Genomic DNA, 26,339 nt, shown 5'->3' with positions numbered 1-26,339 from the left:
TTTAAGGTTGGTGTGGAGGTTTCAACAAATCATTTACGGTTTTCACCGGATTAAAGGTTATCAATGGTACTTCAACAAAAATAGTTATCCATTTTGCCATCGCTCCATTCCATAAACCAGGTAATTCATAACTTTTTAATTGTTCCCCATCTTTATTTTTCTGCACAATAAAGCCACTATTATTATCGACAAAATCAGGTAAATAAAATTTATTTCCTTTATAATTTTGTATTCCACAAACTAAATCTACAGGATTAAAATGTGTGGAACGTGAAAAAATTTTTGCTTGTTCTGGATTGGTCAAATCTATTTGTGAAGTTTCTACAATTTGCAAGGAAACAGCTCCTTTTGAATCTCGAACCTTGAATGGTCCTCCGCCAGTATCTCCTTCGTTTTTCACCATTCCACAAACACGAATGGGTCTATCTAGAATTTTTTTAAAGTAGGCTATTTGGTTTTCTAAAGTATATTTTAAAACATCTTTAGAGACCTTTATATTCAATTTATATTTGACAAAATCTATAATTTCTTTGACATTTATATCCTTACCATCTTCAATAGATTTCAAATAGTTAAAAATCTGATTTTGTAATTCTACCATAAATCCCGCTAGTGCTTTCTTGTACAAAACATTGATTTCTTTGTGGTTTTGAATTACATTATCAATATTTTTTACAAAAATCACATCGCCATCGAGCTTATTTAAGTTTTCTATCAAAGCACCGTGACCTCCGGGTCTAAATAAGAGTTTGCCATTTTTTACTCTAAATGGATTGTTTGCATTGTCAACAGCAAGAATATCTGTTTCCTTGTTTTGATAAGAAAAATGTATGTCAATTTTGGTTTGAGTTTCTTCCTCAACTTTTGTTTTTATATCCTCAATTACCTTTTCAAAAGCTACTTGATGGGTTTCAGATATTGTAAAATGCAAATGAGAATTCCCGTTCGAACTCGCATACTTAGCACATTCGTACAAATGTTCCTCTATTGGGGTTGTATTATATGTTTTGTATCGATGAAAAGGAAGAATAGCCTTAGGTTTGTTCGAATAATTAAAATACTCGGATGAAAGCAATGTTTTAATAAAATAGAAATTTTTATAATCACTTTCTAAATTGTCGAAATTAGGGTATATTTCTTTTAACTTATTATGAACCGCAACAAAAAAAGGAAATTTTTCTAAGCCCACAATAAAAATAGACAATTCGATATCTTTTTTTCTATTGATGTAGGCATTTATGCTTTCATTTTCAATATCGAAATCATTTAAAAACTCATTCAAAAACTGAAACATTCTGCTTGCCGCTCCAGAAGCTGGCACAAATTTTATTAATTTTAAATTTGACTTATTGTCATCAAAAAAATTTGCTTTTTGCTGAATCTCATTTTCTGCAAATTTTACAATTCCATTGGAAACCTCAGCTGGCTCGACCAAAACACTTTTAACAATACCTGTATTATAAAATTTAATTTGTTGCTTTATTTTTTTTAATTGAATTCCACACTCTCTAATTTGAAGAAAATCTCTCGAAGAAAAACCCATTTTTTTGGCTTTTTCTAAATCTTCTAGGATTGCTATTGCTGTTTTCAAACACACCTCTTCACCTCCAGAAAGCATAACGAATGGCTTATTATTATCAATTAAAGTTTGCTTGAAAGCCTCAAAAACAGTTTTTCTTACTTCGGGTTTGTCTCGTAAATCAACTTTTTCACAAGGAACATCAATCTCAGTGAGAAAAAACAAATCGTATTCGTGTTTTTTTGCTGATTTTTCTAATGATGGGTCACAATAATTGTAATATACTTCCGAAAAAACTTTGGTCACCATCAAATTCGTATCACAAAAAAGAAATTTATTAGCGATTGATAGATTATCGTTTTCTAATTGCATTTGACCATAAGCAATAGGCAACATATCGTTTACATCACAAATTTGCGCTGTATTATTCCATTTTTTTTGAAGATAATCTGGTGCAAATTCGGGAACCCAAGCCGTTTTGAAATGGTCTGCAAGTTGTTTTCCTAATGTTGTTTTGCCAGTAGATTCTGAACCAAAAAGTGCAATTTTTAAAATTTCTGAGCCTCCTGTATAGTGGAGTTGTTTAAGATTTTTTTCCATTCTAAATAACCGTATATAGCAACAATTGTGAAAATTAAAAACTGTAAACTAGTAAAAGTAAACCCTTTTGCGAAATACAAAGGAATGGAAATTACATCACCAATTATCCAAAAAATCCAATTTTCGATTTTTCGCTTCGCCATCAACCACATTCCCACAAAAAATAATCCAGTCAAAAAGGTATCAACATAGGAATACCAATTTGTAAATTTATTAAAATAAAAATAAACTATTATGACAAAAATAATAGTTCCTGTAAAAAGAACAAAAGCAATTCTTTTTTCTTTATTATTCATTACAGCAATTGGAAACTCATCCTGATTTCCTTTTTTGCGAGTCCAATGATACCAACCATAAATACTCATCACAAAATAATATACATTTATCATTGAATCTCCAAGTAACTCCCATTGCCAAAGCAAATAGGCATATATAAATGTGCTCACTAATCCTGTAGGAAACACTAAAATATTATCTTTTTTGGCTAACCAAACACTCCATAAACCAAAGATTGCCCCAATAATTTCTAAAATAATATCTATTTTGGGATAGTTTCTATATTGGGAGAATAAGTATTCAAACATTTGATATTTGATTTTTGGTAGATTCGATGATATGCAACTAATCTAGGTGTTGTTTTAATTAAAAAAATTGATGTCATTCTCAAAAGCGGTTCCAATAACTACTAAATCCGCACCGGAATCGTATGCTTTTTGAATTCCCTGTAAATCTACAATTCCACCACCAACAATTAATGGAATTTCGATGTTTTGAGAAACTAATTTAATCATTTCTTTTGGAATAGGATAATCTGCTCCGCTTCCAGCTTCAAGATAAATTAATTTATTACCTAATAATTCCCCAGCTTGTGCGGTTTGCAAGATATATTCTGTATTATTTCTATCTAAAGGTTTGGTTTTACTTACGCGTTCTACGGCGGTTTGTGTTCCACTTTTTATTAAAATATAACCTGTGGAAATTACTTCGAGATTGGTTTGTTTTAGGATTGGAACGGCTTGAACTTGGTGTTCGATTAGGAAATCTGGATTTCTACCCGAAATTAAAGACAGGAACAAAATAGCATCAGCTTGATCTGAAATTTGAGATGGATTTCCAGGGAAAAGAACAATTGGTAAATCACAGTTTAATTTAATTTTTAAAATCAAATCGTCAATAATGTTATTTCTGACAAGGCTTCCGCCAATGAAAATGTGAGTCGCCGGCGATTGATTTATTTTTTCTATTAAAACTGTTACATTTTTCAAATCGATTTTGTCAGGATCGAGAAGAATGGCGAGCAATTTTTCGTTTTCTATTTTTGATTTAAGAATGTGGTTGTAGATGTTTTTCATAATTAATTTAGACCGCAAATTCGCAAATTATTATTTAATTTTTAGCCACAGATTAGCACAGATTTTAAAATCTCTGTTTAAATTTATTTTTCGAAAGCGTAAACTAAAGTAAAATTCTCGAATTCTTCGAAAATAATATTGAACTCCTTTACTATTCCTTCGAAATGAAGTTTGGCAATGGTTTTTTTGTCATTAAGTTCAAATGCGTTGACTTGAATGTGATCTTTGAAACTGATTCCTTTTTCGTTTCGGATTTTGAAGATGGCTTCTTTGGCTCCCCATTTCACGGTTAGTTTTTTGATATATTCAATAGCGTCAAAACTTCGTAATCTGCTAAGTTCTTTTTCATTTATAAATTTATCAGCGATTCGGATTATTTTTTCTCTTTGCAGCTCGATGTCTATTCCTACTGTATCTTCGCTGAAAATTATTGCTGAAAAATGATGCGAATGTGTAATCGACACTTCGACAGGCTCAGTGTGACGCTCATTTGGATTCAAATATGGTTTTCCAAATTCGTCATAATGCAAATCGAAATCATTGAACCCTGCAACTTTTAACAACATTCGGACACTTAGAAACCCGCGTTGGTGCAATTCGGACTTCATTTCATTTAGTCGAAGCTGGGTTTTTTCTTTTAAAACGACTTGGCTCAATAAGTCCTCCAAAGATTCGGTTATTTTCCAAACAAGGATTCGGGTTGTGGGACTGAAGTTTATGATTTTATATAATGGCATCGTTGGTTATCGAGGTTTTAGTCCTGATGGAAACGGCATCCTTTTATGGCGGTGTTCGCCATAAAAGATATAGTGTACAGCAGGAAATAGCTTCTTAAAATAATTATTTCATTATAATTCAAAAGATTACAGAATTAAACAATTCATAAATGTTCCTGAATGCTTTTTAAATTATAAGTTATTGTGTAAATTTGCAAAAATTTTATAATTACAAATATACTATAAATGAGTACATCGACTATGCCTTATGTGGCTTTCAAAGTAAAAGACATTTCTCTAGCGGCTTGGGGAAGAAAAGAAATTGAATTGGCGGAAGCTGAAATGCCAGGTTTAATGGCGCTTCGTGCAGAATATAAAGACGAACAACCACTTGCTGGTGCTCGTATTGCAGGATGTTTGCATATGACTATCCAAACTGCAGTTTTAATTGAAACTTTAATTGCTCTTGGTGCTGAAGTGACTTGGTCATCTTGCAACATTTTCTCTACTCAAGATCAGGCTGCTGCTGCGATTGCTGCTGCTGGGATTCAAGTTTATGCTTGGAAAGGTTTGAATGAGCCTGATTTTGACTGGTGTATTGAGCAAACTTTATTCTTTGGCGAAGACAGAAAACCATTGAATATGATTCTTGATGATGGTGGAGATTTGACGAATATGGTTATCGACCGTTTCCCAGAATTGGTTGCCGGAATCAAAGGATTGTCTGAAGAAACTACAACTGGTGTTCACCGTTTGTATGAAAGAGTAAAAGCAGGAACATTGCCAATGCCTGCCATTAACGTAAATGACTCGGTTACTAAATCGAAATTTGATAACAAATACGGTTGTAAAGAAAGTGCAGTTGATGCAGTTCGTCGTGCAACTGATATTATGTTGGCTGGAAAAAGAGTAATCGTTTGTGGTTACGGTGATGTTGGAAAAGGAACGGCTGCTTCGTTTAGAGGTGCTGGTTCTATTGTAACAGTTACAGAAATTGATCCAATTTGTGCGTTGCAAGCGGCAATGGACGGTTTTGAAGTAAAGAAATTAAACACTGTTGTTGGAAATGCCGATATCATCATCACAACAACTGGAAATAAAGACATCGTTTTGGGTTCTCATTTCGAACAAATGAAAGATAAAACTATCGTTTGTAACATCGGACATTTTGATAACGAAATTGATATGGCTTGGTTGAACAAAAACCACGGTGCATCAAAAATCGAAATCAAACCTCAAGTAGATAAATATACAATCGCTGGAAAAGATGTTCTTATCTTGGCCGAAGGTCGTTTGGTAAACCTTGGTTGCGCTACAGGTCACCCAAGTTTTGTAATGAGTAATTCATTTACAAACCAAACTTTGGCTCAAATCGAATTGTGGAAAAACAGCGCGGCATACAACAATGACGTGTATATGTTACCTAAACATTTGGACGAAAAAGTAGCAATGTTGCACTTGGCTAAACTAGGTGTTGAATTGGAAACTTTACGTGTTGACCAAGCGGATTATATTGGAGTTCCTGTTGAAGGACCTTTTAAACCGGAGTATTACAGGTATTAGATTTTAGATTGCTGATTAGCGATTTATGATTTCAGATTTAGAACCCTTGCAGTAATGTGAGGGTTTTTTGGTTTTGGGCGTGACCCTTCTTAAAACCTACGGGTCGGGCTATTCGTTGCAATCTTTATGTTTTAAAGGAAAAACATAAAGGATTTTCACTGCTATCCCTCACGCTGTTTTAGATATATAATAATTTTATATAATAAATTATTTAATATATTTGAAAGAAAATATATGAAGGTAAATTTTACAAAAACATCAATAGCTTTTTTATTAATAATATTCATTAGTACACTTTCCTTTTTTATAATCGAAAGCGAGTTGAATCCCACAACAATTAAAGACATTTCTGTTTTAACTTATTCAACTTTTACATTAGTTATTGCATTACTTTTATTCGATCGTTTTGATTATCGGAAAAAAATTTTCGAAAGAAAACTTGAAGCTACTTTAACCTTACTATCAGAACTTAAGTCAACAAAAATTCAAATTTTTTATCAAGATAAAATAAATCACATAACTTATGGAGGAAGTCCATTCTTACTTGACAAAAAACAAATAAACATACCTTTTTTAAAAGAACATATTGATTTCAAAGTTAAAATTGTCTTTGAAACCAGAAATATTTTCGAATATCTCGAACAAATCAATCTTCATAGAGCAAATCCATTTATGCCAAAGGAAATTGTCAAATCATTAGATTTTTTATCAATAGGTCATTTAAAAGGCATAACTAATGACAACGAATATCTGGATAAAAACATTAAAATCTTTATAAATAATAAAATTCAAAATAATCTTAAAGATCAAGAATGGTATAAACCATCTACACAAATGGAATTTGGGACATTCATTATGAACTATCTCAACACATTGGACAGTATTGAAAATTGGATTAACAAACATTCGAATTTTAAGGCTGATCTGAACTTATAAAAAAATCAGCCAACAGATGCGAAAAGTAATCTTGGATGTTTTGACAAATCTAAAAATTAGTTTTAATTTAGTCCCTATTTTTGTAACACAGCTATGTTGGTGGCAATTTGAAAAAACCGAACTATAATTTAATCCCCTAATAATATTTAAGATGCAAAAGATTAATATTTTTTTATTTTTCATAAGTACTTTTTCTGCTTTTGGACAAATAATACTACCTATTGATAAAAATTCAGGAAAAGCTATTTTTACAGAAATTATTCCTTTAGATTCTGTTAGCGCAGAGAATCTTTATAACAGAGCAAGGATTTTTGTTTCAAATAATTATAGATCAAGCAAAACTGAAACAGATGTGTCAGATGAAAAATCAAGCACTATTATTATAAATACTCATATAATTACACATTTTAAAGCCTGGGCTGGCGGTGAATTTCCAGCAGGAGGCTTTAATTATACATTAAAAATTTATTGTAAAGAAAATAGATATAAATATGAAATATCTAATTTTATACACACTGGAGAATATGACAATGTTAATAGATCATCTGGAGGTGCTATTGAAAATGACAAACCAGATTGCGGAACAATGTCTATTACAAAAAAACAATGGAATTATATAAAGCAAGATTGCATTACTAATATTACCAAATTATCAGAAGATTTAAAAGTAGCTATGTCAAATAAATCAGAAATTGAGAAAAAAGATTGGTAATCATTCTTCGCTCTTCAAAGCTTCTATATTCGTAAACAATATAAAACACCAAAACTCCCAGCCTTCCAAAACTCCCAGCCTTCCAAAAGTCTAGGAGTTTTTTTCATAAAACCCCACTCACCAACTCAAGCTTTATTTCTTTAATCAAAAAAACATATTCTTTTGTATCTTTGATAAAAGTTTGAAAATGACAACTAAAGAAAACATATTGTATCAGCTGAAATTGCACAGACCTGAATTGTCTAAATTTGGAATTAGTGCTATTGGCTTGTTTGGTTCTTATGCTCGTAACGAACAATCCGAAAAAAGCGATATTGATCTTTTGGTTGATTTTGAACCTGACCAAGAAAATTTCGATAATTATATGGCTATTTATGATGTTTTTGAAAAAATATTCAAAAATGAAAAAATAGAAATGGTCACCAAAAATGGTTTAAGCCCATACATTGGTCCAAAAATATTAAACGAAGTAGTTTATGTCTAAAGAACCTCTGGAATACGTCAAACATATTCGAGATGAAATTGCTTTTATTTTGTCTGTCGTTGATGTTAATTTGACAAAAGAAGCTTTTCTGGAAGATGAAACATTGAAAAGAGCGGTTATCCGAAGTCTGGAAATCATTGGTGAAGCCACAAAGAAAATCCCAGTTGACTTCAAACAAAAATGGAATTCCATCACTTGGAAGAATATGGCCGGAATGAGAGACCGATTAATACACGACTATATGGGAGTCAATTACACCATCATTTGGGATGTTGTTAAAAATAAAATCCCTGAACTTCAGAAGCAAATAAGCGAAGTACTCGAAAAGGAGTAAAAAACACTATTCAAATCTTAACACAAACAAATATGAAAGCAAAGACTATTTTAGAAACCATAGGCAACACACCCGTGGTTCAAATCAACAAGTTGTTTGGGAACAGCAAAGAAGTTTGGATTAAATTAGAAAGATCAAATCCTGGAAACAGCATCAAAGATAGAATTGCACTTGCAATGATTGAAGATGCTGAAAACAAAGGATTATTGAATGCTAATAGTGTAATTGTTGAACCAACATCAGGAAATACAGGAATTGGATTAGCATTAGTGGCAGCCGTCAAAGGATACAAAGTTATTTTGGTAATGCCAGAATCGATGAGTGTGGAACGCAGAAAATTAATGGAAATCTATGGTGCCGAATTTGTTCTTACGCCTCGCGAAAAAGGAATGAAAGGCGCTATTGAAAAAGCTGCCGAATTGACATTGGAAATGCCAAATGCTTGGTCACCAAAACAATTTGAAAATCCAGCTAATATCGAAGTTCACGAAAGAACTACAGCTCAAGAAATTCTTGCTGATTTCCCTAATGGTTTAGATTATGTCATCACAGGTGTTGGAACCGGCGGACACATTACGGGCGTAGCAAAAGTTTTGAAAGCTAAATATCCCAACTTAAAAGTAATTGCCGTTGAACCAGAATTATCACCAGTATTAAGCGGTGGAGCTCCTGGACCTCATCCTTTGCAAGGAATTGGAGCCGGATTTATCCCGTCAAATTATCATAGTGAATTAATTGACGAAGTAATTCAGGTAAGCAAAGATGATGCTTTTGATTATGCCAGAAGAATTGCCAAAGAAGAAGGAATTCTTGTCGGGATTTCGACAGGCGCTTCATTAGCAGCTGTAGCCAAGAAACTGGATACCATTCCTGATGGCGCTGTTGTGCTCACTTTTAATTATGATACTGGAGAAAGATACTTATCGATTGAAGGGTTGTTTTAATAAAAATCCAATTTCTATATTTGAATACAGCAAAAAAATTTAAAAATTATCTCTATTTATAAAAACTAAAGAAAAAACCACTTAAACTAGAAAATCATGAATATTTATTCCACTATTGCTCAACTTGTAATCGCATTGTCTGTAGGTTATGTTTGGATTTTTAGATTTGACAACATTGTAAAAGAATTTAAACAATATGGACTTTCAGACCTAACGCGAACTATTATTGGTGCTTCAAAAATAGCATTGGCTACATTATTAATTACTGGAATATGGTTCCCAACATTAGTGTTCATACCTGCACTTTTGATGGCTTTTTTAATGGTGTGTGCTCAATTTTTTCATTTCAAAGTAAAAAACCCATGGTCTAAACACCTACCTTCTTTATTGCTTTTAGTAGCATCACTTTTTGTAGCGCTAATGGCTTCCAAATAAATATTATATGAATTTATTGAATATACTGATTTTCTTTTCGGCAATCTCCTTTCTTGTTTACGGCACAGCTTATTTTGTGTCGTCTAATATGAAAAATGAATTTAAACGCTTTGGCCTTGAAAAATATGGTAGATTGACTGCTATTTTAGAATTGGTGGGAGCTTCTGGTTTATTTATAGGCTTACAAAATCAAACTGTTTTAGCTCTTGCCTCAGGAGGTTTAGCTTTGTTGATGCTTCTGGGTACTGGAGTGAGAATAAAGATGAATGATCCTTTCTTGGTTTCTTTACCTGCCTTTTTTTACTTTTTATTAAATGCCTTTATTTTATTTAAAGTTTTGTGGTAAATCAATCTAAAAAATTATTCATTCTTAATTAGAATTTCTATTATAAAAAATTTACTGATTTTTTTATCCGAATTAATTAAAACAAAAAACCCGTTTCTTACGAAACGGGTTTTCTAATAAATTGATAAAATCAATTATGCTTCAACTTCGAATGGAAGTATAGATACATACGATTTATTATCTCTTTTCTTTTGGAAGAAAACAACTCCATCTACTCTTGCGTGTAGGGTGTGATCTTTACTAATGTAAACGTTTTCACCTGGATTATGTTTTGAACCTCTTTGTCTTACGATGATGTTCCCTGCAATAGCAGCTTGTCCACCAAAAATCTTAACACCTAAACGTTTTGATTCTGATTCTCTACCATTCTTGGAACTACCGACACCTTTCTTGTGAGCCATGACGTATTAGTTTTATATTGTTATTATTCTTGTGTGTCTTCTTTTTTAGCTTTTGGAGCTTTTTTTACTTTTGCAGCTTCTACTTCTTCGGCAGCAACTTCAACAGTTTCTTTCTTTGCAGCAGCTTTTTTAGGAGCGGATACTGAAATACCTTCGATTACAATTTGGGTAAGATACTGACGGTGACCGTTTCTCTTTTTGTAACCTTTTCTTCTTTTCTTTTTGAAAACGATTACTTTATCTCCTTTTAAGTGTTGTAACACTTTGGCTTCTACTGAAGCTCCTTCTATAGCTGGGGCGCCTATTGTGATTGAACCGTTGTCGTCTAACAAATAAACTTTGTCGAAAGAAACTGTTGTTCCTTCTTCATTTGCCAAACGGTGAACGTAAACCTTTAGGTCTTTGCTAACTTTGAATTGTTGCCCTGCTATCTCTACGATTGCATACATAACAAATTGTTTTATAAATTTTTAAGGTTGCAAATATACAATTAAATATTTATTCTGCAATTGGTTACTCAAAAAAAATATTTTTTTTCTTTAAAGCCTTGTTTTTAAAGGTGTTTCCGATGATTTTTAGTTATTTTTTTGACCCAATTGTTAAAGTTTGCACAAAGTAGGAAAAATTAGTCATTATTAATTAAAAAAAACTATTTTTGATGTAACAATACTCATTGTTATTTTACCAATAGTAAATAAAAAAAAGTTATTAATCCTTATGAAAAAATCAATAATGGTATTAGGTGCTGCACTTTTGCTTGGAGGAATTGCCTCTGCACAAAAAGTAGATTTCGAAGAGTACAATTTAGATAACGGAATGCACGTTATTTTACACAACGATCCTTCCGCTCCTGTGGTCGTAACCTCTGTAATGTATCACGTTGGGGCAAAAGATGAAACCCCAGATAGAACAGGTTTTGCTCACTTTTTCGAACATTTATTATTTGAAGGAACCAAAAACATTAAACGGGGAGAATGGTCAAAAATTGTTACAGCAAACGGAGGTGTAAATAATGCTAACACAACCGATGACAGAACTTATTATTACGAAGTATTTCCTTCAAACAATCTAGAATTAGGACTTTGGATGGAATCCGAAAGAATGTTGCATCCTGTTATTAATCAAATAGGTATCGATACACAAAACGGAGTTATAAAAGAGGAGAAAAGAACACGTATGGACAATCAACCCTACGGTAACTTTCTTACGGTTGTAAAAGAAAATATGTTTAAAAAGCATCCCTATCGCTGGATGCCTATAGGTTCAATGAACCACTTAGACGCAGCTACATTAGAAGAATTTCAAGCTTTTAATAAAAAATTCTATATCCCCAACAATGCTGTATTAGTCGTTGCTGGCCAAATTGACGTAGCCCAAACCAAAGAATGGATACAGAAATATTTTGGCGCAATTCCAAAAGGCGAAACCCTAATAAAACAAACTTTTGTCGAAGAGCCAATAACACAAACAATAAAAGCAACCTATCAGGATCCTAATATTCAGATTCCTGCAATTGTAACTGCTTTCAGAACCCCATCAATGAAGACTAGAGATGCTCGAGTTTTAGATTTAATTTCTTCTTATTTAAGCGGCGGAAAAAGTTCAAAATTGTACAAGAAAATAGTTGACGAAAAGAAAACGGCATTAGAAATTGGTGCTTTTGGTTTAAATCAGGAAGATTACGGAATGTATATTATTTATGGTTTGCCTATGACTCCTTTTACATCGGCAGATTTGCTCAAAGAAATTGATGAGGAAATTGTAAAAATTCAAACTAATTTAATTTCCGAAAAAGACTTCCAAAAATTACAAAACACTTTTGATAATCTGTTTGTAAATACCAATGCAAATGTAGAAGGAATTGCCGAAAACTTGGCAAAATACTACATGCTTTATGGAGATGTAAAATTGATAAACAATGAAATTGACTTATACCACTCTATCACTCGTGAAGAAATTAGAGAAGTGGCAAAAAAATATTTAAATCCAAATCAACGACTCATTTTAGACTACGTTCCTTCGACTGAAAAAGCTCAAAACTAAGCCATTTTATCATGAAAAACACAATTATATTAGTATTCATTTTGTTCTTAACAGGAATTATGCAAGCACAAGACCGTCCGCAACCTAAACCTGGAAAAGCACCAGTAGTAAACATCAAAAAACCACAAACTTTTGTTATGGCAAATGGTTTGAAAGTGATGATTGTAGAAGACCATAAACTACCTAGAGTTACCTATAATCTTACCTTAGACAATCCTCCTTTTGCCGAAGGAACAAAAAAAGGAGTTGATCAATTGACGAGTAGTTTAATGGGAAATGGTTCTAAAAAAATCACCAAAGACCTTTTTAACGAAGAGATTGATTTTTTTGGAGCCAATGTAAACTTTAGTTCACAAGGTGCTTATGCAAACTCCCTTTCTAAATTTGCCAATCGAATATTAGAATTAATAGTTGAGGGATCTCTCAATCCCAATTTTACACAAGTAGAATTCGACAAGGACAAAGCCAAAATGCTCGAAGGCCTTAAAGCCCAAGAAAAAAGTGTTCCTGTCATTTCAAATAGAGTTACCGACGCATTAGCTTTTGGAAAATCTCATCCCTCAGGTGAGTTTGTGACAGCAGAATCTTTAAATAACGTTACTCTTGCCGATGTTCAAACTAATTATCAAAACTATTTTGTGCCCGAAAACGCCTATTTAGTAGTTATTGGCGATGTTAAATACAATAAAATAAAACCAGCTATCGAAAAATTATTTGGTTCTTGGCAAAAAAGCAGCACTCCAAAATTGACTTATGCCGATCCTAAAAATGTAGATATTACCCAAATTAACTTTGTGGATATGCCCAATGCCGTTCAGTCGGAAATTTCATTAGTGAACACCATTAATTTAAAAATGAGCGACCCTGATTTTTTACCAGCCGCAATTGCAACTTATATTTTAGGTGGCGATTACAATAGTTATTTGAACATGAATTTAAGAGAAAAACATGGCTGGACTTATGGTGCCAATGCTATCATTGGTTCTGGCAAATACGTGTCAAAACTAATATCAGCTTCAGCTGTCAGAAGTATGGCAACAGATAGCGCGGTTGTAGAATTTATCAAGGAAATCAAAAAAATTAGAACCGAAAAAGTAAGCGACGAATTGCTATCAAATGTAAAAGCAGGTTATGTTGGCCGATTTGTAATGCAGGTCGAAAAACCACAAGCTGTGGCCAGATATGCACTAAACATTGAAACAGAAAAACTTCCAGCAGATTTTTACGAAAATTATATAAAAAACATAAATGCCGTAACTCCTGAACAAATACAGCTTGCCGCCAATAAATATTTCCTAATCGACAACACTCGAATTGTAATCGCAGGAAAAGGCTCGGATGTACTTCCAGGATTAGAAAAACTAAAAATTCCAATATTTTACTTTGACATATATGGAAATCCATTAGAAAAACCTGTTGCCAAAAAAGAAGTTCCTGCAGGAATTACCGCCAAAAGTGTTTTGGATAACTATATCAAAGCCATTGGTGGCGAAAAAGCAGTTGCCGCAGTAAAAACAATTTCGATGCTTGGATCAACAACAATTCCGCAAGCTCCATCTCCGTTAACCTTTACCAACAAAGTGGATTCCAAAGGGAAAATAATGGTCGAAATAGCAATGGGACCAATGAGCTTGATGAAACAAGTGGTGAATGAAAAAGGCGCATACGTAGAACAACAAGGTCAAAGAAAAAACATTGAAGGAGCCGATTTAGCCGAAATGAAAGCCAGTGCAACACCGTTTGAAGAACTGCAATTGACCAAAAAAACTGGACTTACAGTTACCGGAATAGAAACCATCAGCGGAAATGATGCTTATGTAATTAAAAATGGCAAAACCACTTTGTATTACGACGTAAAATCAGGACTCAAAGTTGCCGAATCCAAAACCGTAGAACAAGGCGCAAACAAGATGACACAAACTACTAACTTTGGCGATTATAGAGAAGTAAAAGGAGTAAAAATTCCTTTTAATATCATCCAAAATGCAGGCTTAGAATTGGATATAAAAATGTCTGAAGTAAAAATCAACGAAGGTGTTTCTGATGCTGATTTTCAATAGATGAAAGTTAGCAGTTACAAAAAAACGAAAACGCCAAGAAACTATCAAAGCGTTTTCGTTTTTTTTATACATAGATGTTTAACATTCTTAATCTGAAATCTGCCTTCTACTTTTTAGCCGACAAATAAACCCCTATCAAAATAATAAAAGCACCCAAAAACTGAACTGGAGTAAGCATTTCGTTATCTAATAACCCCCAAGAAAAAGCAACTACTGGAATTAAATAGGTTACCGAAGTGGCAAAAACTGGTGACGAAATCTGTATGGTTTTAAAGAAAATGATATTCGCAATTCCTGTTCCAACAACTCCTAAAATTACTATGTACAACACCGAATGCTGAACACTTTCAACAGTAATTACATCAAAAAAACCAGAGAAAAACAAGACAATCAAAGCAGGAAACAACAAAACCAAAAAATTTCCAGTGGTAATGCTCAACGGACTCAAATCGGATAAATATTTCTTGATTAAATTGACATTGATAGCATAACAAATCGAAGCAATTATAATTAAAATGGCATAATAATAATTTTGCTCTGGATGATGGATGGCTCCATTTATTATTAACAAAAATGTTCCTATTAATCCAATGATGACACCAAAAACTTGAGTCCGTTTAAAGCTCAAACCAAAAGCCAAACCTCCCAAAATCATGGTGTTTAATGGTGTAAGCGAATTCAGAATAGCACTCACAGAACTGTCGATTTGAGTTTGTGCAATCGAAAAAAGAAACGCTGGAATAAATGTCCCTAAAGTTGCCGTCAAAGCAATATATTTCCATTGATGAAGCGGAATTTTTGACACGCTTTTAAAGCCAATTATCAGTAGAAAAATGGCTGCAAAAATAATGCGTAACGAACCTAATTGCATTGGAGTCAACCCAACCAAACCTCTCTTAATCAAGATAAATGAACTCCCCCAAACCAACGCTAAAGCTATCAGGTAAAACCATTTCAATTGTTTCGAATTCATATATTTAAATTTTGGCTCAAAATTGTAATTATTTTATGAATTACCGATACATTTTTTATTAAATTTGTTTACTAAAATTTTAATTGCTTAATCTTTAATCCCTAATAATAATGAATTTTATCAAATCTATATCAGCACTACTACTTGCAAGCCTTTTATTCGTAGGATGTAAAGAAAAATCAACCGAAGATGTTTCAGATTCTGCGACTGAAACTGGAGCGCCAAAAGTCAAAAAAGAAATTGCTGCCACAAATTTGCAAACAGCAAGTTTCACCATCAAAGGAATGACTTGTGCGATTGGCTGTGCTAAAACTATTCAAGAAGAATTAAACGGACTTGATGGTGTACAAACTGCAACTGTAGATTTTGAAAAAGAATCGGCAACAGTTTCCTTTGACAAAACAATCTTAACTCCTAAAAAACTGACTAAAGTTGTTGAAGCAACAGCAGATGGAAAATCGTATAAAGTTTTGAATATGAAAATTTAATTTTTTATCTAAAACAAAAAGCTTCTCAATTGGGAAGCTTTTTTATTTTTTCATTGGCATTAAAACTTCCCACAAATAAGAAATAGACAGAAAGTCCCATCAAAACACATCCTAGAAATGACAGTATTAATATTAAGTAATGAGAACAAAATAGTGTCGTTTTTTTTTACCATATAAGGGCATATAAGAACATTTAATTTTTTGATTGAATCTCTTATGTGAACTTATATGCCTTATATGGTAAGATTAAATGTGTAACTGTTTAAATACGACAATAATTGATTCTTTCTATTTATAACTCATATTTGGGATAATAATTAAAAATCAAGATTACTTTTTTTTTCGTTTTTTTACCACGTTTTGTATAACGTGGTAAATTTTCATCGTTTTTTTACCTTAATCGCTTAACGTGGTAAATTTATAAGTGTTTTTTACCACGTTGTTTATGTTGTGGTAAATTACAAGCCGTTTTTTACCACGATTAACCATTCATTAAAACGTTTATTAATTCTGTATTCAAATAATAATTATCCTTGCCCAATTTGGTCTTTTGTAAAAAACCCAGTTCAGCAATTTTATCTAAATAGTTTAATGCGGTTCTTTTTTGCAGTCGTAACTCGTCTTGTAAAAATTCCACTTTTGTATAAGGATTTCTAAACAAAATATTTATCAAATCTTGACTGTATATTTTAGGCAATTCAGTTCGTATTCTGGTTTTATAATCTGCCATTAAATCCCGTATTTTAGTAATCAGGATAATAGTTTGCTCTGCGGTAACTTCAACGCCTTTTAGCATATACAAAACCATTGTTTCCCAGTCGTTAGTTTCTCTAACGCCTTGCAAAACTTTGTAGTAGTCAGCTTTGTTTTGGGTAATATAACGGCTTAAATACAAAATAGGAATGTCCAACAAACCTGATAAAACCAAATAGAGAATGTTGATAATACGCCCCGTTCGTCCGTTACCATCATAAAATGGGTGGATACTTTCAAACTGATAATGTATAATTGCCATTTTTATAAGTGGGTCAATATCTAAAAAATCATTATCGTTTATAAACTTTTCGAGGTTGCTCATCAAATCCAAAACTTCATTGGTGCTTTGTGGTGGAGTAAAAACCGTTTGCCCTTGTGAGTTTACTAATTTTGTTCCTGCTTGGGTTCTAAATCCAGCATTATTTTGCAACAACTCCTTTTGAATTATTAAGATATGTTTGTTTAAAAGTAGCTTCTCTTTTCTTACAATCTCAAAACCAAGTTTCAAACCGTGTGCATAATTAAGAACTTCTTTGCTGGCGTGTTTCTTGGTGTCAATCAATACGTTTTCTTTGTATAAATCGTCGTGGGTAGTGATAATGTTTTCAATCTCGCTACTGTCTTTCGCCTCCTGAAGTGTGAGCGTGTTGATAAGAATACTTTCGTTTGGGATGGTCTTTGCCGTTCCTTTGAGTTCCGCTAAATACCGATGCGCTTTTGCTAATTGCTTCAAAACTGCAATAGATTCTGTAAAGTCTTTAGGCGGTAAAGGTTGCAAAGTGAAGTTTTCTTTCATTGTATTTGATTGATTCCCAAATTTAGGAAAACTTATTTGAAATTTATAAGTAATTTCAAAAATACGGTTTCTTTAAAAATTAAAAATCCGCCCCACTCTTATATGTCTCCCCTATAAGGCTAGCAAAAGAACATTAGTTTTATGGGATTCCCCACCTTTTTTTTAGATGAGAAATAAATCCTACGATTACGTCCATTTTACAACCAAACAAATGGAAGGACTTTTATATGAGGATAAAAAGCCAATCAACAAAAACAAGACCCTTCAAAACCCAAAAAGAATAAACGCTATAGAAAGAAGCAAATGTAATCCTTAACACTTTTTAACGCATAAAAATATATCTAATACAATATGGTTAAAGTAGGTTCATTTACATACACCGACAGGAAACGGGGTTGTTTTTAGGGGAATATAGAAAATAAAAAAGTCTTAAATCATTGTAAAACAACGAATTAAGACTTAATTAAAGTGCGGGTAATAGGACTCGAACCTACACGCCTTGCGGCACCAGATCCTAAGTCTGGCATGTCTACCAATTTCACCATACCCGCAAAATTATGAGTGCAAATATAAACATATCTTCTAACTTTCAAAGAAAATTATTCAAAAATATTTAGTCTCTTTTTTGTACTTTTGAAACTATAAATAAATTCAAATTATGGAAACCATAAAATCATATGTTCAACAACACAAAGACCGTTTTATAAACGAATTAATCGAACTGTTAAAAATTCCTTCTGTAAGTGCTGATCCCGCTTATCATCAAGATATTATCATTACCGCCAATGCTGTAAAAGCTAGTTTAGAAAAAGCAGGTTGCGATTTTGTTGAGATCTGTGATACCCCCGGAAACCCAATAGTTTATGGTGAAAAAACAATCGACCCCTCTCTTCCAACGGTTTTAGTTTACGGACATTACGATGTACAACCAGCGGATCCTATCGAATTATGGACTTCTCCTGCATTTGAACCAGTTATCAAAAAAACCGAAATTCATCCTGATGGTGCTATTTTTGCCCGAGGTTCTTGCGATGATAAAGGCCAAATGTATATGCACGTAAAAGCTTTGGAATATATGATTCAATCGAATACTTTGCCTTGCAACGTGAAATTTATGATTGAAGGCGAAGAGGAAATTGGCTCTAAAAGTTTGAGTTGGTTTGTAGAACGCAACCAAGCAAAACTAAAAAACGATGTGATTTTAATTTCCGATACCGGTATGATTTCTAACCAACAACCTTCCATCACAACAGGTTTACGCGGTTTGAGTTATGTAGAAGTAGAAGTTACTGGCCCCAATCGTGATTTACATTCTGGCCTGTATGGCGGTGCTGTTGCTAATCCTATCAACGTTTTGGCAAAGATGATTGCTTCGCTTCACGACGAAAATAATCATGTGACCATTCCAGGTTTTTATGATAAAGTCGAAGAATTATCATCGGAAGAAAGAGCCGAAATGGCCAAAGCACCTTTCTATTTAGAAAATTACAAAAAAGCATTAGACTTGAATGATGTTTATGGCGAAAAGGGTTATGTAACCAATGAAAGAAATTCGATTCGGCCAACGCTTGACGTTAACGGGATTTGGGGTGGATATACTGGTGAAGGAGCCAAAACTGTTATTGCAAGTCAGGCTTTTGCCAAAATTTCGATGCGATTGGTTCCGAATCAAGATTGGGAGGAAATAACCGAATTGTTTACCAAACACTTCACTAGCATTGCGCCAGCTGGAGTGAAAGTGAAAGTAAAACCACACCACGGCGGACAAGGTTATGTAACGCCAACGGACAGCATTGGCTACAAAGCTGCCAACAAAGCCTATACCGAAACCTTTGGCGTTCCAGCAATTCCAGTGCGTTCTGGCGGAAGTATTCCAATTGTAGCTTTGTTCGAAAAAGAGCTAAAAAGTAAAACAATATTGATGGGATTTGGATTGGATAGCGACGCCATTCACTCGCCAAACGAACATTTTGGCATTTTTAATTACTTGAAAGGGATAGAAACGATTCCGTTGTTTTATAAATATTTTGTAGAGATGAGTAAATAGTCCAAACCTTAAAGATTTTAAAACCTTTGAGGTTTAATATTTTTAATCCGTTCATTCTAAACTGAGTGAACGGATTTTTTTTGCAAAAAATTTGGTTATTAATTTTTTTTTCTACATTTGTAGAGTTATTTCTAAAAATGTAGAGCAAATGTCATTATCCAACTCAGAAGAACAATTAATGGAACATCTTTGGCAACTTGAAAAAGCCTTTATGAAAGACTTACTTGAAGCCTATCCTGAGCCTAAACCAGCTACAACAACCGTTGCAACGCTTCTAAAAAGAATGATTGATAAAAATTTTGTGGCTTACATAGCATTTGGAAACTCAAGAGAATACTATCCTTTGGTCAAAAAGACTGATTATTTCTCGAAGCATGTTAATGGATTGATTAGCAATTTCTTCAACAACTCAGCTTCGCAATTTGCTTCATTTTTCACAAAAGAAACGAATTTATCAGAAATAGAATTAGAAGAATTGAAAAAAATCATCAATGTTGAACTTCAAAAAAAGAAAAAATGACCGCCTTCCTGATTAAATCGACCATCAGCCTCGGATTACTTTTGCTGGCGTATCATTTGCTTTTGGAAAAAGAAAAAATGTTTCATTTCAATAGGTTTTTTTTGTTGGCGAGCTTGGTGTTTTCAATAGTAATTCCATTTTTATCTTTTGAGGTGGAGCAAGAAATTCAAGTTGCATATGATGTAATTCCAACACAAGCTAAAATTGCGAATGCACTCACTTTTCCAATCCAACCAATACTAACAAAAGTTACTAATAATAGAATTGAGGAAAGCCCTGTTTACTGGAATCTTTTTTTGTGGGTAATTTACGCAACGATTACTTTGATTCTGTTTTATAGATTTGCACGAAATATATACAGTATTTCGACCAAAGCTAATACTGCAAAAACTATTCTATATCAAAATACAAAAACGGTTTTATTATTAGAAGAAACTTTACCTTACACTTTTTGGAACTCAATTTATATCAATCAAAACGATTTTGAAAACAGACAAATTGAACCTGAATTACTTACTCATGAAATTACTCATGTAAGACAAAAACACTCGTTTGATGTGATATTTATAGAAATTTTGAAAACTATTTTTTGGTTCAATCCCATATTTATTTTTTATAAAAAAGCTATACAACTCAATCATGAATTTCTTGCCGACGAAAATGTACTGGACACACATTGTGATATTACCTCTTACCAAAAACTATTGTTAACCAAAACATCCCCAACACAACCTTATTATCTAGCCAGTAATTTAAATTTTTTAACCACCAAAAAACGATTTATTATGATGACTCAAAACACTCCAAAAACCAGAGCTTTATTGAAAAAAACAGCCCTTTTTGTACTTTTTTCAGGAATTGTTATAGTATTATGTATTAAGCTCGGTGATTCAAAACCAGAATTGGAGCATTTAAAAAGCAATAATGAATTAAGTCGTGTCACTATTGAAAAAAGAAGGGATTATATGTTTTCTGGAGTTAAAATAATTATTGATGACCGAAGAACTAATATAAAAATAAACGATTTCTACGATAATTTAGATGAAAATAACCAACGCCGTTATTTAGGAAACTGGATGACCTTTTATATTGTTAAAAAAACGCCAAGCGAAACGGAATTTGAAAAATGGAAAAAAGATAATTATTATACTTTTTGGTTAGACAATAAAAAAATAGAAAACAGCAGCATTAATTCACTAGACATAAATGACATAGCCTATTTTTCCAATCAAAAAGTTGATTTAAACTACGAATTAGATAAGAATAAAAATAATAATTATTTTTTATATACTCAAGTATTTTATAACAAAAATAGATTGGATAAATTCCCACAAAGATGTGCCGATAAAGAATTTAAGCAATATATAGAAAAGCCTAAAGCAGAATTAAAAATTCAACAGAATAACATTCTGAAAATTATGAATGCATTGAAAACTACTAACAGAGTTTAATTCATAATTTGAATAATGTCTCGAAAAGAATTGAATCATAGGAAACAATGATGCCGAAATTCAGAAAGTAAAAACTAAAAAACTCATCCATCAAGCATTATACCCCACATACGGCACTTCTTCTTCCTTAAAAACAACTCCAAATTCTTCTAATTCCTTTAAAATAGGCAGATACACTTCTTCTCGAATAGGGAGTTGCACGCCAGACGTTTTTATTTTTCCGTTGAGGATTAACAAAGTCGCCATCGCAACAGGTAAACCAACGGTTTTTGCCATTGCGGTATATTTTTGATCTTCGCCAAGACAAACCATTTTGGAATCAATTTGCAGTTTTTTTCCGTTTAATTCATATCCAAATTTATGATACAGCACAATCATATCTTTGTCCTTGGGTTGCAACGTCCAACTATCTGTTAGTATTTTTTCAAGAATTTGAGCTGGCGTGGCATTTTTCAAACCTACTAATTTGTTCGGATTGAACAAATCCAATTCCAATAATTTGTCCCACATTATATCGTCTTGATCTATTTTCAAAATCAAACGCATTTTGATTTCAACAGAATCTGTTGGATGATACGGCAGGAAAGAATTCACGAATTGGCGGTAACTCATAGTTGAGGAATCTTCCATAACATAGCTATCGTCGGTCATTCCGAGTTGCACAAACATATTCCAAGCTTTCGAAAAACCAACTCTGCGAATGGTTCCCCTATATAAAGTCAGCACATCGTTCAGTCCATAAACATCCGAATATTTTAGGGAATCTCGATTCGAATAGGCTTCAAATTTACCATAACCTTCCACCTCAAGAAATTCAGTTCTGCGAAATAAATTGCAATACGGTATGTATTTATAAGTTCCTTCCTGAAGAAATTTTGCGGCGCCAGCTTGTCCTGCCAAAACAACATTTCTTGGAGCCCAAGTAAATTTATAATTCCACAAATTAGTATCCGATTCTGGGGCAACCAATCCACCACAAAAGGATTCGAACAAAAGCATTTTCCCACCTTTTTTTATAATTTCATGAATCACTTTCATCGCACTCATATGGTCAATTCCAGGATCCAGACCAATTTCATTCATAAAAATCAAATTGTTTTCTTTGACTAAAACATCCAATTCCTGCATCGCATCACTTATATAAGAAGCCGTAACCATATTTTTTTTGTAAACAATACAATCTTTGGCAACTTCAATATGCAGGTGAGCTGGCAACATCGAAATCACAATATCAGCTTTTTGAATCGCTTCCTTTCTTTGAAATTCATTAAAAATATCCAATGAAATTGCTGTTGCGTTGGGATGATTATTGATTATATTTTTAGCTGATTCTAACGATAAATCACCAATAATAAGATGCAAATCCTCCTCAACCGACTTGTTTAAAAGATATTGAATCAAGGATGAAGCCGATCTTCCTGCTCCAATGACTAGTATTGTTCTCATATTTAATATATATAACACAAATATATACAATTGTTACATTCATAACAAATAGCCCATGCTATAAAACCAAAAACCTTGAAACAGGATAATGAAAAAGTATCGATAAAATTATTAAAAATTGGAAGGAAAGAGATACTTTTGCTAAGCAAAAAAAATCACAAAATGGACAAAAAAATAATTTCTACGGGAGCAATTTTTGGAATGTTGGCAATCATTTTAGGAGCATTTGGCGCCCACGCCTTAAAAAAAGTTTTATCAATCGAAGAGCTCGCCACATTCGAAACCGGAGTGAAATACCAAATGTATCACGCTTTGTTTTTGTTGTTTATTGGCTTGACAACTGAACTTCCGCAAAAAATAAAGAAAACCATTTATTATTTGGTTGTTGTTGGAGTACTTTTCTTTTCGGGCTCCATTTATTTATTGGCAACAAACAGCCAAACTTCATTCGACTTTAAAGTTATTGGATTTGTAACTCCAATTGGTGGATTGCTATTAATATCGGGTTGGGGCGTTTTATTGGTTAATTTTTTAAAGAAAAAAACATAATTAATTTCAGCTTTTGAGACATAAATATTTAGTATCTTTTAAGGAAAGAGTCACGCCAGAACGTGACTCTTTGTTGTTTTAGACCGAAACACTTTAAACAACAAAATGTAACAATCGCCGTTGTAACTTTACTAATCAATATCAATCAAGTGTCTGCAAACAGGCGCAGCAAATCAAAAATCAAAATGTTAAAAAGCTTCTTCATCATTTGTTCTGGAGCCGACAAAAATCTCCTCGAAGGTTGCTCCGAAGGCGAACAAACCAAATATGTAGGTATTGGCGCCACCGTTTTCTTTACCGCCGTTATGGCTTTCATCGCCAGTTCTTATGCGCTTTTCACGGTTTTTGACAATCCTTTTATGGCTATGGGATTTGGAATTGTTTGGGCATTGCTGATTTTTAATTTAGATCGATTTATTGTTTGCACCATTCGCAAAAGAGATAGTTTCAAGAGCGAATTCTTGCAGGCTAGTCCGCGAATTATTTTGGCGATAATCATCGCTATCGTAATTTCGAAGCCATTAGAAATTAAAATTTTCGAAAAGGAAATTAACACCGTTTTATTAAAAGAAAAAAACGCAATGGCTTTGAATAACAAAAAGGAAGTCACCAATTATTTTAAATCTGATTTAGATAAAAACAAAGCAGAAACCGACAATCTAAAAACAGAAATCGCAAAGAAAGAGAAAGAAGTAAATACTTTATACGAAACTTATATTACCGAAGCTGAAGGAACAAAAGGCACAATGAAATTAGGCAAAGGACCCGTTTTCAAAGAGAAAATTGCCAAACATAATTTGGCTTCCGCCGAACTGGATTCCATTCGAAAAACCAATTTAGCCAAAATTGCCTTAAACGACAAAAAAGCCATTACACTTCAAACTGATTTAGACAAAAAAGTTTCAGAAACCCAACCTATAATCGAAGGCTTTGATGGTTTAATGGCTAGAATCAATGCGTTGAATAAACTCCCGTTGATTCCTTCCCTGTTTATAATGCTGTTGTTTTTGGCTATCGAAACTTCGCCAATTATCGCCAAATTATTATCCGCAAAAGGCGAATACGATTATAAGTTGGAAGATTTAGAAACAGCTTTGAAAGCTACATTGGCACAAGACAAATACCAGCGAAATTTATTGGTAAAAACCAGTGCTTCGATGCACGACAAAGTCTATGTCGACATCGCCCAAGACAAGAAATTGTATGATTTGCAACGCCAAAAAGCTACCGAATTGCTGGAACTTCAGGCACATAATTTTGTAGAGAAACAGAAACAAACGATGTAATTTAATCCAAAATAAAAGCGGATCCTAAATTAGGAACCGCTTTTTTTATCACTTTAAAAAACCGAATTATTTTACTTCTTTTTTATCAAATTTATATGAAATTCCGATCATCACTAAATCGGTTGTCATTTCGTAAGCCACAATTGTTCCGGGTACTGATCCATAAGGATTTGACTCTGAAACCATCATTGGATTAAGCATTTGTCCAGAAGTTTTTCCGTCACTAGAACCGTGGTGATACACTGCGTCCAAAGAGATATTGTTGCTTGCTGCATAACTAAATCCAAACTGAAAAGCATTTTTGATAATAGCTGTAGCGGGAATATTAAAGAAGGTGACCTCGCTACCAATAGGATTTGAACTATAAGTGTAACCCAATCTCAAAGGCAATTTATCGATTCCTTTGTATTGAATTCCAGCCGATAAAATGGAAACATTATCCCAACCAAATCCTTTCACAGAAGCGGTTTCTGTCCAACCTGTTTCAGAAAAACCATTGGTGTTTTTATAATCTACCATTCTATAATCAAGAGCAAGATCGAAATCGCTTTTTGAATATCCTACACCAAAAGAAAGTATTGCAGGATAATCCATATCGAATTTATTGATCGATTTTGTGTTATCTAAATAGGTGTTTTCAAATTCCATTTCACTTAAATTTTGAGTTGCTTTATAAGAAACTCCCGCTTTAAATCCCATTTTTGTGTCATAATACAAACCAAATTGTGCTCCAAAACCAGAAGTTGAGGCTTTATCTGTCGATGGATATCCTACTGCCGATGGATTTGCTGTTGGATTTGGCATTAATTGTAATGTTCCATAATTGAAAGTTGGTTCGACACCTACAGAAAGCTTATCATTTATTTCATATGCCCAAGTAAGACCTATTTGCAACAACATATAATCGGATTTAATTCTACCAAAACCGCCTGATTGCTGGGGATAATTGATAGGATTTGAATTTAATGTTGGATTAAAACTAGCACTCCTAGGTTGATTTAATTCTTCAGGAAAAGTAACTCCAAATCCACTGATTCCGAAAGCAGAAGCTCCAAATGTATGTTTACAACCTTCTTTTCCCCAAACCATCGCTAAAGCTGGCATTATAGAAGGATCTCTTGTGTCTTTAGTAACACCAGAAACAGCTGGAGACCCTGCGCCCATCATTCCTGCTGGCAAGCTGGAACTTAGTTCTGGGGAAGAGAAAAACAAACCTGCGTCCAACTTGATGATTTTGTTATCGAAAGCCGAAATCGAAGCCGGATTCCATTGTAATGCTCCCGAAATATCAAGCGGTTGTGCCGTAGATGCTCCTCCCATTGACATGTTGAATGCGCCAACACCTTGCATAATGTGACCTGCTTGCGAAAAAGCAAAAGTCGAAAAGAATACTAATCCAAATTGTAAAATAATTTTTTTCATGTTTAAAAAGTATTAATTATAAATTTAGTTACTATAAAAATTGTTTTATCCCATATTTAGAACAAAACCTACAGATTTAATAGGTTAAATTTAATATTCCCTAACTTCCTATACTATGATAATTATCATATAATTGAAATGTATCCAAAACAAAACCCCG

General features: G+C 33.2%; 27 protein-coding genes and 1 tRNA gene. 17 read left to right on the top strand and 11 right to left on the bottom strand.

All coding sequences use genetic code 11. The features are described from left to right. Position 1: 1 nt before the first annotated feature. From FNW17_RS02215 to FNW17_RS02200, 4 genes are all read right to left on the bottom strand, one after another. Positions 2-2,119 carry a DUF4301 family protein gene (locus tag FNW17_RS02215; protein WP_143390832.1) on the bottom strand — a complete coding sequence of 706 codons (2,118 nt, stop codon included), beginning with the start codon at positions 2,117-2,119 and terminating at the stop codon, positions 2-4. Continuing rightward, positions 2,068-2,703 carry a nicotinamide riboside transporter PnuC gene (gene pnuC, locus FNW17_RS02210; protein WP_143390831.1) on the bottom strand — a complete coding sequence of 212 codons (636 nt, stop codon included), beginning with the start codon at positions 2,701-2,703 and terminating at the stop codon, positions 2,068-2,070. Before pnuC ends, FNW17_RS02215 begins: the two co-directional genes overlap by 52 nt. 54 nt (positions 2,704-2,757) lie before the next feature. Next, a complete protein-coding gene (locus tag FNW17_RS02205) occupies positions 2,758-3,471 on the bottom strand; it encodes a geranylgeranylglyceryl/heptaprenylglyceryl phosphate synthase (protein WP_144070767.1) in 714 nt (237 codons plus the stop codon). An 83-nt stretch (positions 3,472-3,554) separates the two neighbouring features. Continuing rightward, positions 3,555-4,208, bottom strand: a complete 654-nt coding sequence (locus FNW17_RS02200; RefSeq protein WP_144070766.1) for a 4'-phosphopantetheinyl transferase family protein — start codon at positions 4,206-4,208, stop codon at positions 3,555-3,557. Between the two features lie 225 nt (positions 4,209-4,433). Here FNW17_RS02200 and ahcY point away from each other — a divergent pair, with 225 nt between their 5' ends. From ahcY to FNW17_RS02160, 8 genes are all read left to right on the top strand, one after another. Then, positions 4,434-5,750: an adenosylhomocysteinase gene (ahcY, locus tag FNW17_RS02195; RefSeq protein WP_143390828.1), complete on the top strand. Its 1,317-nt coding sequence runs from the start codon at positions 4,434-4,436 to the stop codon at positions 5,748-5,750. A gap of 234 nt (positions 5,751-5,984) precedes the next feature. After that, positions 5,985-6,686 carry a hypothetical protein gene (locus FNW17_RS02190; protein ID WP_144070765.1) on the top strand — a complete coding sequence of 234 codons (702 nt, stop codon included), beginning with the start codon at positions 5,985-5,987 and terminating at the stop codon, positions 6,684-6,686. A 151-nt stretch (positions 6,687-6,837) separates the two neighbouring features. Continuing rightward, positions 6,838-7,398 (top strand): DUF4468 domain-containing protein, encoded by a 561-nt coding sequence (locus FNW17_RS02185; protein ID WP_144070764.1) that lies wholly within the window; start codon positions 6,838-6,840, stop codon positions 7,396-7,398. A 187-nt stretch (positions 7,399-7,585) separates the two neighbouring features. Next, positions 7,586-7,882, top strand: a complete 297-nt coding sequence (locus FNW17_RS02180; protein ID WP_143390826.1) for a nucleotidyltransferase family protein — start codon at positions 7,586-7,588, stop codon at positions 7,880-7,882. Then, the gene (locus FNW17_RS02175; RefSeq protein WP_143390825.1) at positions 7,875-8,216 is read left to right on the top strand and encodes a HepT-like ribonuclease domain-containing protein; all 342 of its coding nucleotides are present in this window, start codon (positions 7,875-7,877) and stop codon (positions 8,214-8,216) included. Before FNW17_RS02180 ends, FNW17_RS02175 begins: the two co-directional genes overlap by 8 nt. 32 nt (positions 8,217-8,248) lie before the next feature. Then, positions 8,249-9,160, top strand: a complete 912-nt coding sequence (cysK, locus tag FNW17_RS02170; protein WP_143390824.1) for a cysteine synthase A — start codon at positions 8,249-8,251, stop codon at positions 9,158-9,160. Positions 9,161-9,256: 96 nt separating this feature from the next. Then, positions 9,257-9,595, top strand: coding sequence for a DoxX family protein (locus FNW17_RS02165; protein WP_144070763.1), 339 nt, complete (start codon positions 9,257-9,259; stop codon positions 9,593-9,595). Between the two features lie 7 nt (positions 9,596-9,602). Continuing rightward, positions 9,603-9,941, top strand: a complete 339-nt coding sequence (locus FNW17_RS02160; protein ID WP_144070762.1) for a DoxX family protein — start codon at positions 9,603-9,605, stop codon at positions 9,939-9,941. A gap of 134 nt (positions 9,942-10,075) precedes the next feature. Here FNW17_RS02160 and rpmA read toward each other — a convergent pair whose 3' ends face one another. Together rpmA and rplU are read right to left on the bottom strand one after the other, a co-directional pair. Then, the gene (gene rpmA / locus FNW17_RS02155; RefSeq protein WP_035669638.1) at positions 10,076-10,342 is read right to left on the bottom strand and encodes a 50S ribosomal protein L27; all 267 of its coding nucleotides are present in this window, start codon (positions 10,340-10,342) and stop codon (positions 10,076-10,078) included. 23 nt (positions 10,343-10,365) lie between these two features. Further along, positions 10,366-10,791 (bottom strand): 50S ribosomal protein L21, encoded by a 426-nt coding sequence (rplU, locus tag FNW17_RS02150; protein WP_143390821.1) that lies wholly within the window; start codon positions 10,789-10,791, stop codon positions 10,366-10,368. A 268-nt stretch (positions 10,792-11,059) separates the two neighbouring features. Here rplU and FNW17_RS02145 point away from each other — a divergent pair, with 268 nt between their 5' ends. Together FNW17_RS02145 and FNW17_RS02140 are read left to right on the top strand one after the other, a co-directional pair. Beyond that, positions 11,060-12,385: a M16 family metallopeptidase gene (locus FNW17_RS02145; protein WP_143390820.1), complete on the top strand. Its 1,326-nt coding sequence runs from the start codon at positions 11,060-11,062 to the stop codon at positions 12,383-12,385. Between the two features lie 11 nt (positions 12,386-12,396). Further along, entirely contained in the window at positions 12,397-14,445 is a 2,049-nt protein-coding gene (locus FNW17_RS02140; RefSeq protein WP_235893231.1) for a M16 family metallopeptidase, read from the top strand. A 106-nt stretch (positions 14,446-14,551) separates the two neighbouring features. On the opposite strand, the gene FNW17_RS02135 is transcribed toward FNW17_RS02140, so the two are convergent. After that, a complete protein-coding gene (locus tag FNW17_RS02135; protein ID WP_143390819.1) occupies positions 14,552-15,418 on the bottom strand; it encodes a DMT family transporter in 867 nt (288 codons plus the stop codon). Positions 15,419-15,528: 110 nt separating this feature from the next. Here FNW17_RS02135 and FNW17_RS02130 point away from each other — a divergent pair, with 110 nt between their 5' ends. After that, the gene (locus FNW17_RS02130) at positions 15,529-15,906 is read left to right on the top strand and encodes a heavy-metal-associated domain-containing protein (RefSeq protein WP_143390818.1); all 378 of its coding nucleotides are present in this window, start codon (positions 15,529-15,531) and stop codon (positions 15,904-15,906) included. Between the two features lie 481 nt (positions 15,907-16,387). Here the strand turns inward: FNW17_RS02130 and FNW17_RS02125 are convergent, their stop codons facing one another. Then, a complete protein-coding gene (locus FNW17_RS02125) occupies positions 16,388-17,458 on the bottom strand; it encodes a Fic family protein (RefSeq protein WP_144070761.1) in 1,071 nt (356 codons plus the stop codon). Positions 17,459-17,624: 166 nt separating this feature from the next. Here FNW17_RS02125 and FNW17_RS16240 point away from each other — a divergent pair, with 166 nt between their 5' ends. Then, a complete protein-coding gene (locus FNW17_RS16240) occupies positions 17,625-17,774 on the top strand; it encodes a hypothetical protein (RefSeq protein WP_185965255.1) in 150 nt (49 codons plus the stop codon). Positions 17,775-17,927: 153 nt separating this feature from the next. Here the strand turns inward: FNW17_RS16240 and FNW17_RS02120 are convergent. Beyond that, positions 17,928-18,009, bottom strand: a tRNA-Leu gene (locus FNW17_RS02120). Between the two features lie 107 nt (positions 18,010-18,116). On the opposite strand from FNW17_RS02120, the gene FNW17_RS02115 reads away from it, so the two are divergent. From FNW17_RS02115 to FNW17_RS02105, 3 genes are all read left to right on the top strand, one after another. Beyond that, on the top strand, positions 18,117-19,505 hold the full coding sequence (locus FNW17_RS02115) for a dipeptidase (protein WP_144070760.1): 1,389 nt from the start codon (positions 18,117-18,119) through the stop codon (positions 19,503-19,505). Positions 19,506-19,653: 148 nt separating this feature from the next. After that, positions 19,654-20,025, top strand: a complete 372-nt coding sequence (locus FNW17_RS02110) for a BlaI/MecI/CopY family transcriptional regulator (protein ID WP_144070759.1) — start codon at positions 19,654-19,656, stop codon at positions 20,023-20,025. Beyond that, positions 20,022-21,476: a M56 family metallopeptidase gene (locus FNW17_RS02105; RefSeq protein ID WP_144070758.1), complete on the top strand. Its 1,455-nt coding sequence runs from the start codon at positions 20,022-20,024 to the stop codon at positions 21,474-21,476. Before FNW17_RS02110 ends, FNW17_RS02105 begins: the two co-directional genes overlap by 4 nt. Positions 21,477-21,566: 90 nt before the next feature. Here FNW17_RS02105 and FNW17_RS02100 read toward each other — a convergent pair whose 3' ends face one another. Continuing rightward, the gene (locus tag FNW17_RS02100) at positions 21,567-22,922 is read right to left on the bottom strand and encodes a saccharopine dehydrogenase family protein (protein WP_144070757.1); all 1,356 of its coding nucleotides are present in this window, start codon (positions 22,920-22,922) and stop codon (positions 21,567-21,569) included. 162 nt (positions 22,923-23,084) lie between these two features. Between FNW17_RS02100 and FNW17_RS02095 the strand changes: the two genes are divergently transcribed. Together FNW17_RS02095 and FNW17_RS02090 are read left to right on the top strand one after the other, a co-directional pair. Beyond that, the gene (locus FNW17_RS02095; protein ID WP_144070756.1) at positions 23,085-23,471 is read left to right on the top strand and encodes a DUF423 domain-containing protein; all 387 of its coding nucleotides are present in this window, start codon (positions 23,085-23,087) and stop codon (positions 23,469-23,471) included. A gap of 185 nt (positions 23,472-23,656) precedes the next feature. Further along, entirely contained in the window at positions 23,657-24,757 is a 1,101-nt protein-coding gene (locus tag FNW17_RS02090) for a DUF4407 domain-containing protein (protein ID WP_144070755.1), read from the top strand. Between the two features lie 66 nt (positions 24,758-24,823). Here the strand turns inward: FNW17_RS02090 and FNW17_RS02085 are convergent, their stop codons facing one another. After that, positions 24,824-26,179, bottom strand: coding sequence for an OmpP1/FadL family transporter (locus FNW17_RS02085; protein ID WP_143390811.1), 1,356 nt, complete (start codon positions 26,177-26,179; stop codon positions 24,824-24,826). Between the last annotated feature and the right edge of the window lie 160 nt (positions 26,180-26,339).

It is taken from the genome of Flavobacterium franklandianum, from assembly GCF_007097365.1.
GTDB lineage: Bacteria > Bacteroidota > Bacteroidia > Flavobacteriales > Flavobacteriaceae > Flavobacterium > Flavobacterium franklandianum.
Note: the sequence above shows the minus strand (reverse complement) of the source record. Positions and strands in the feature narration are given on the sequence as shown.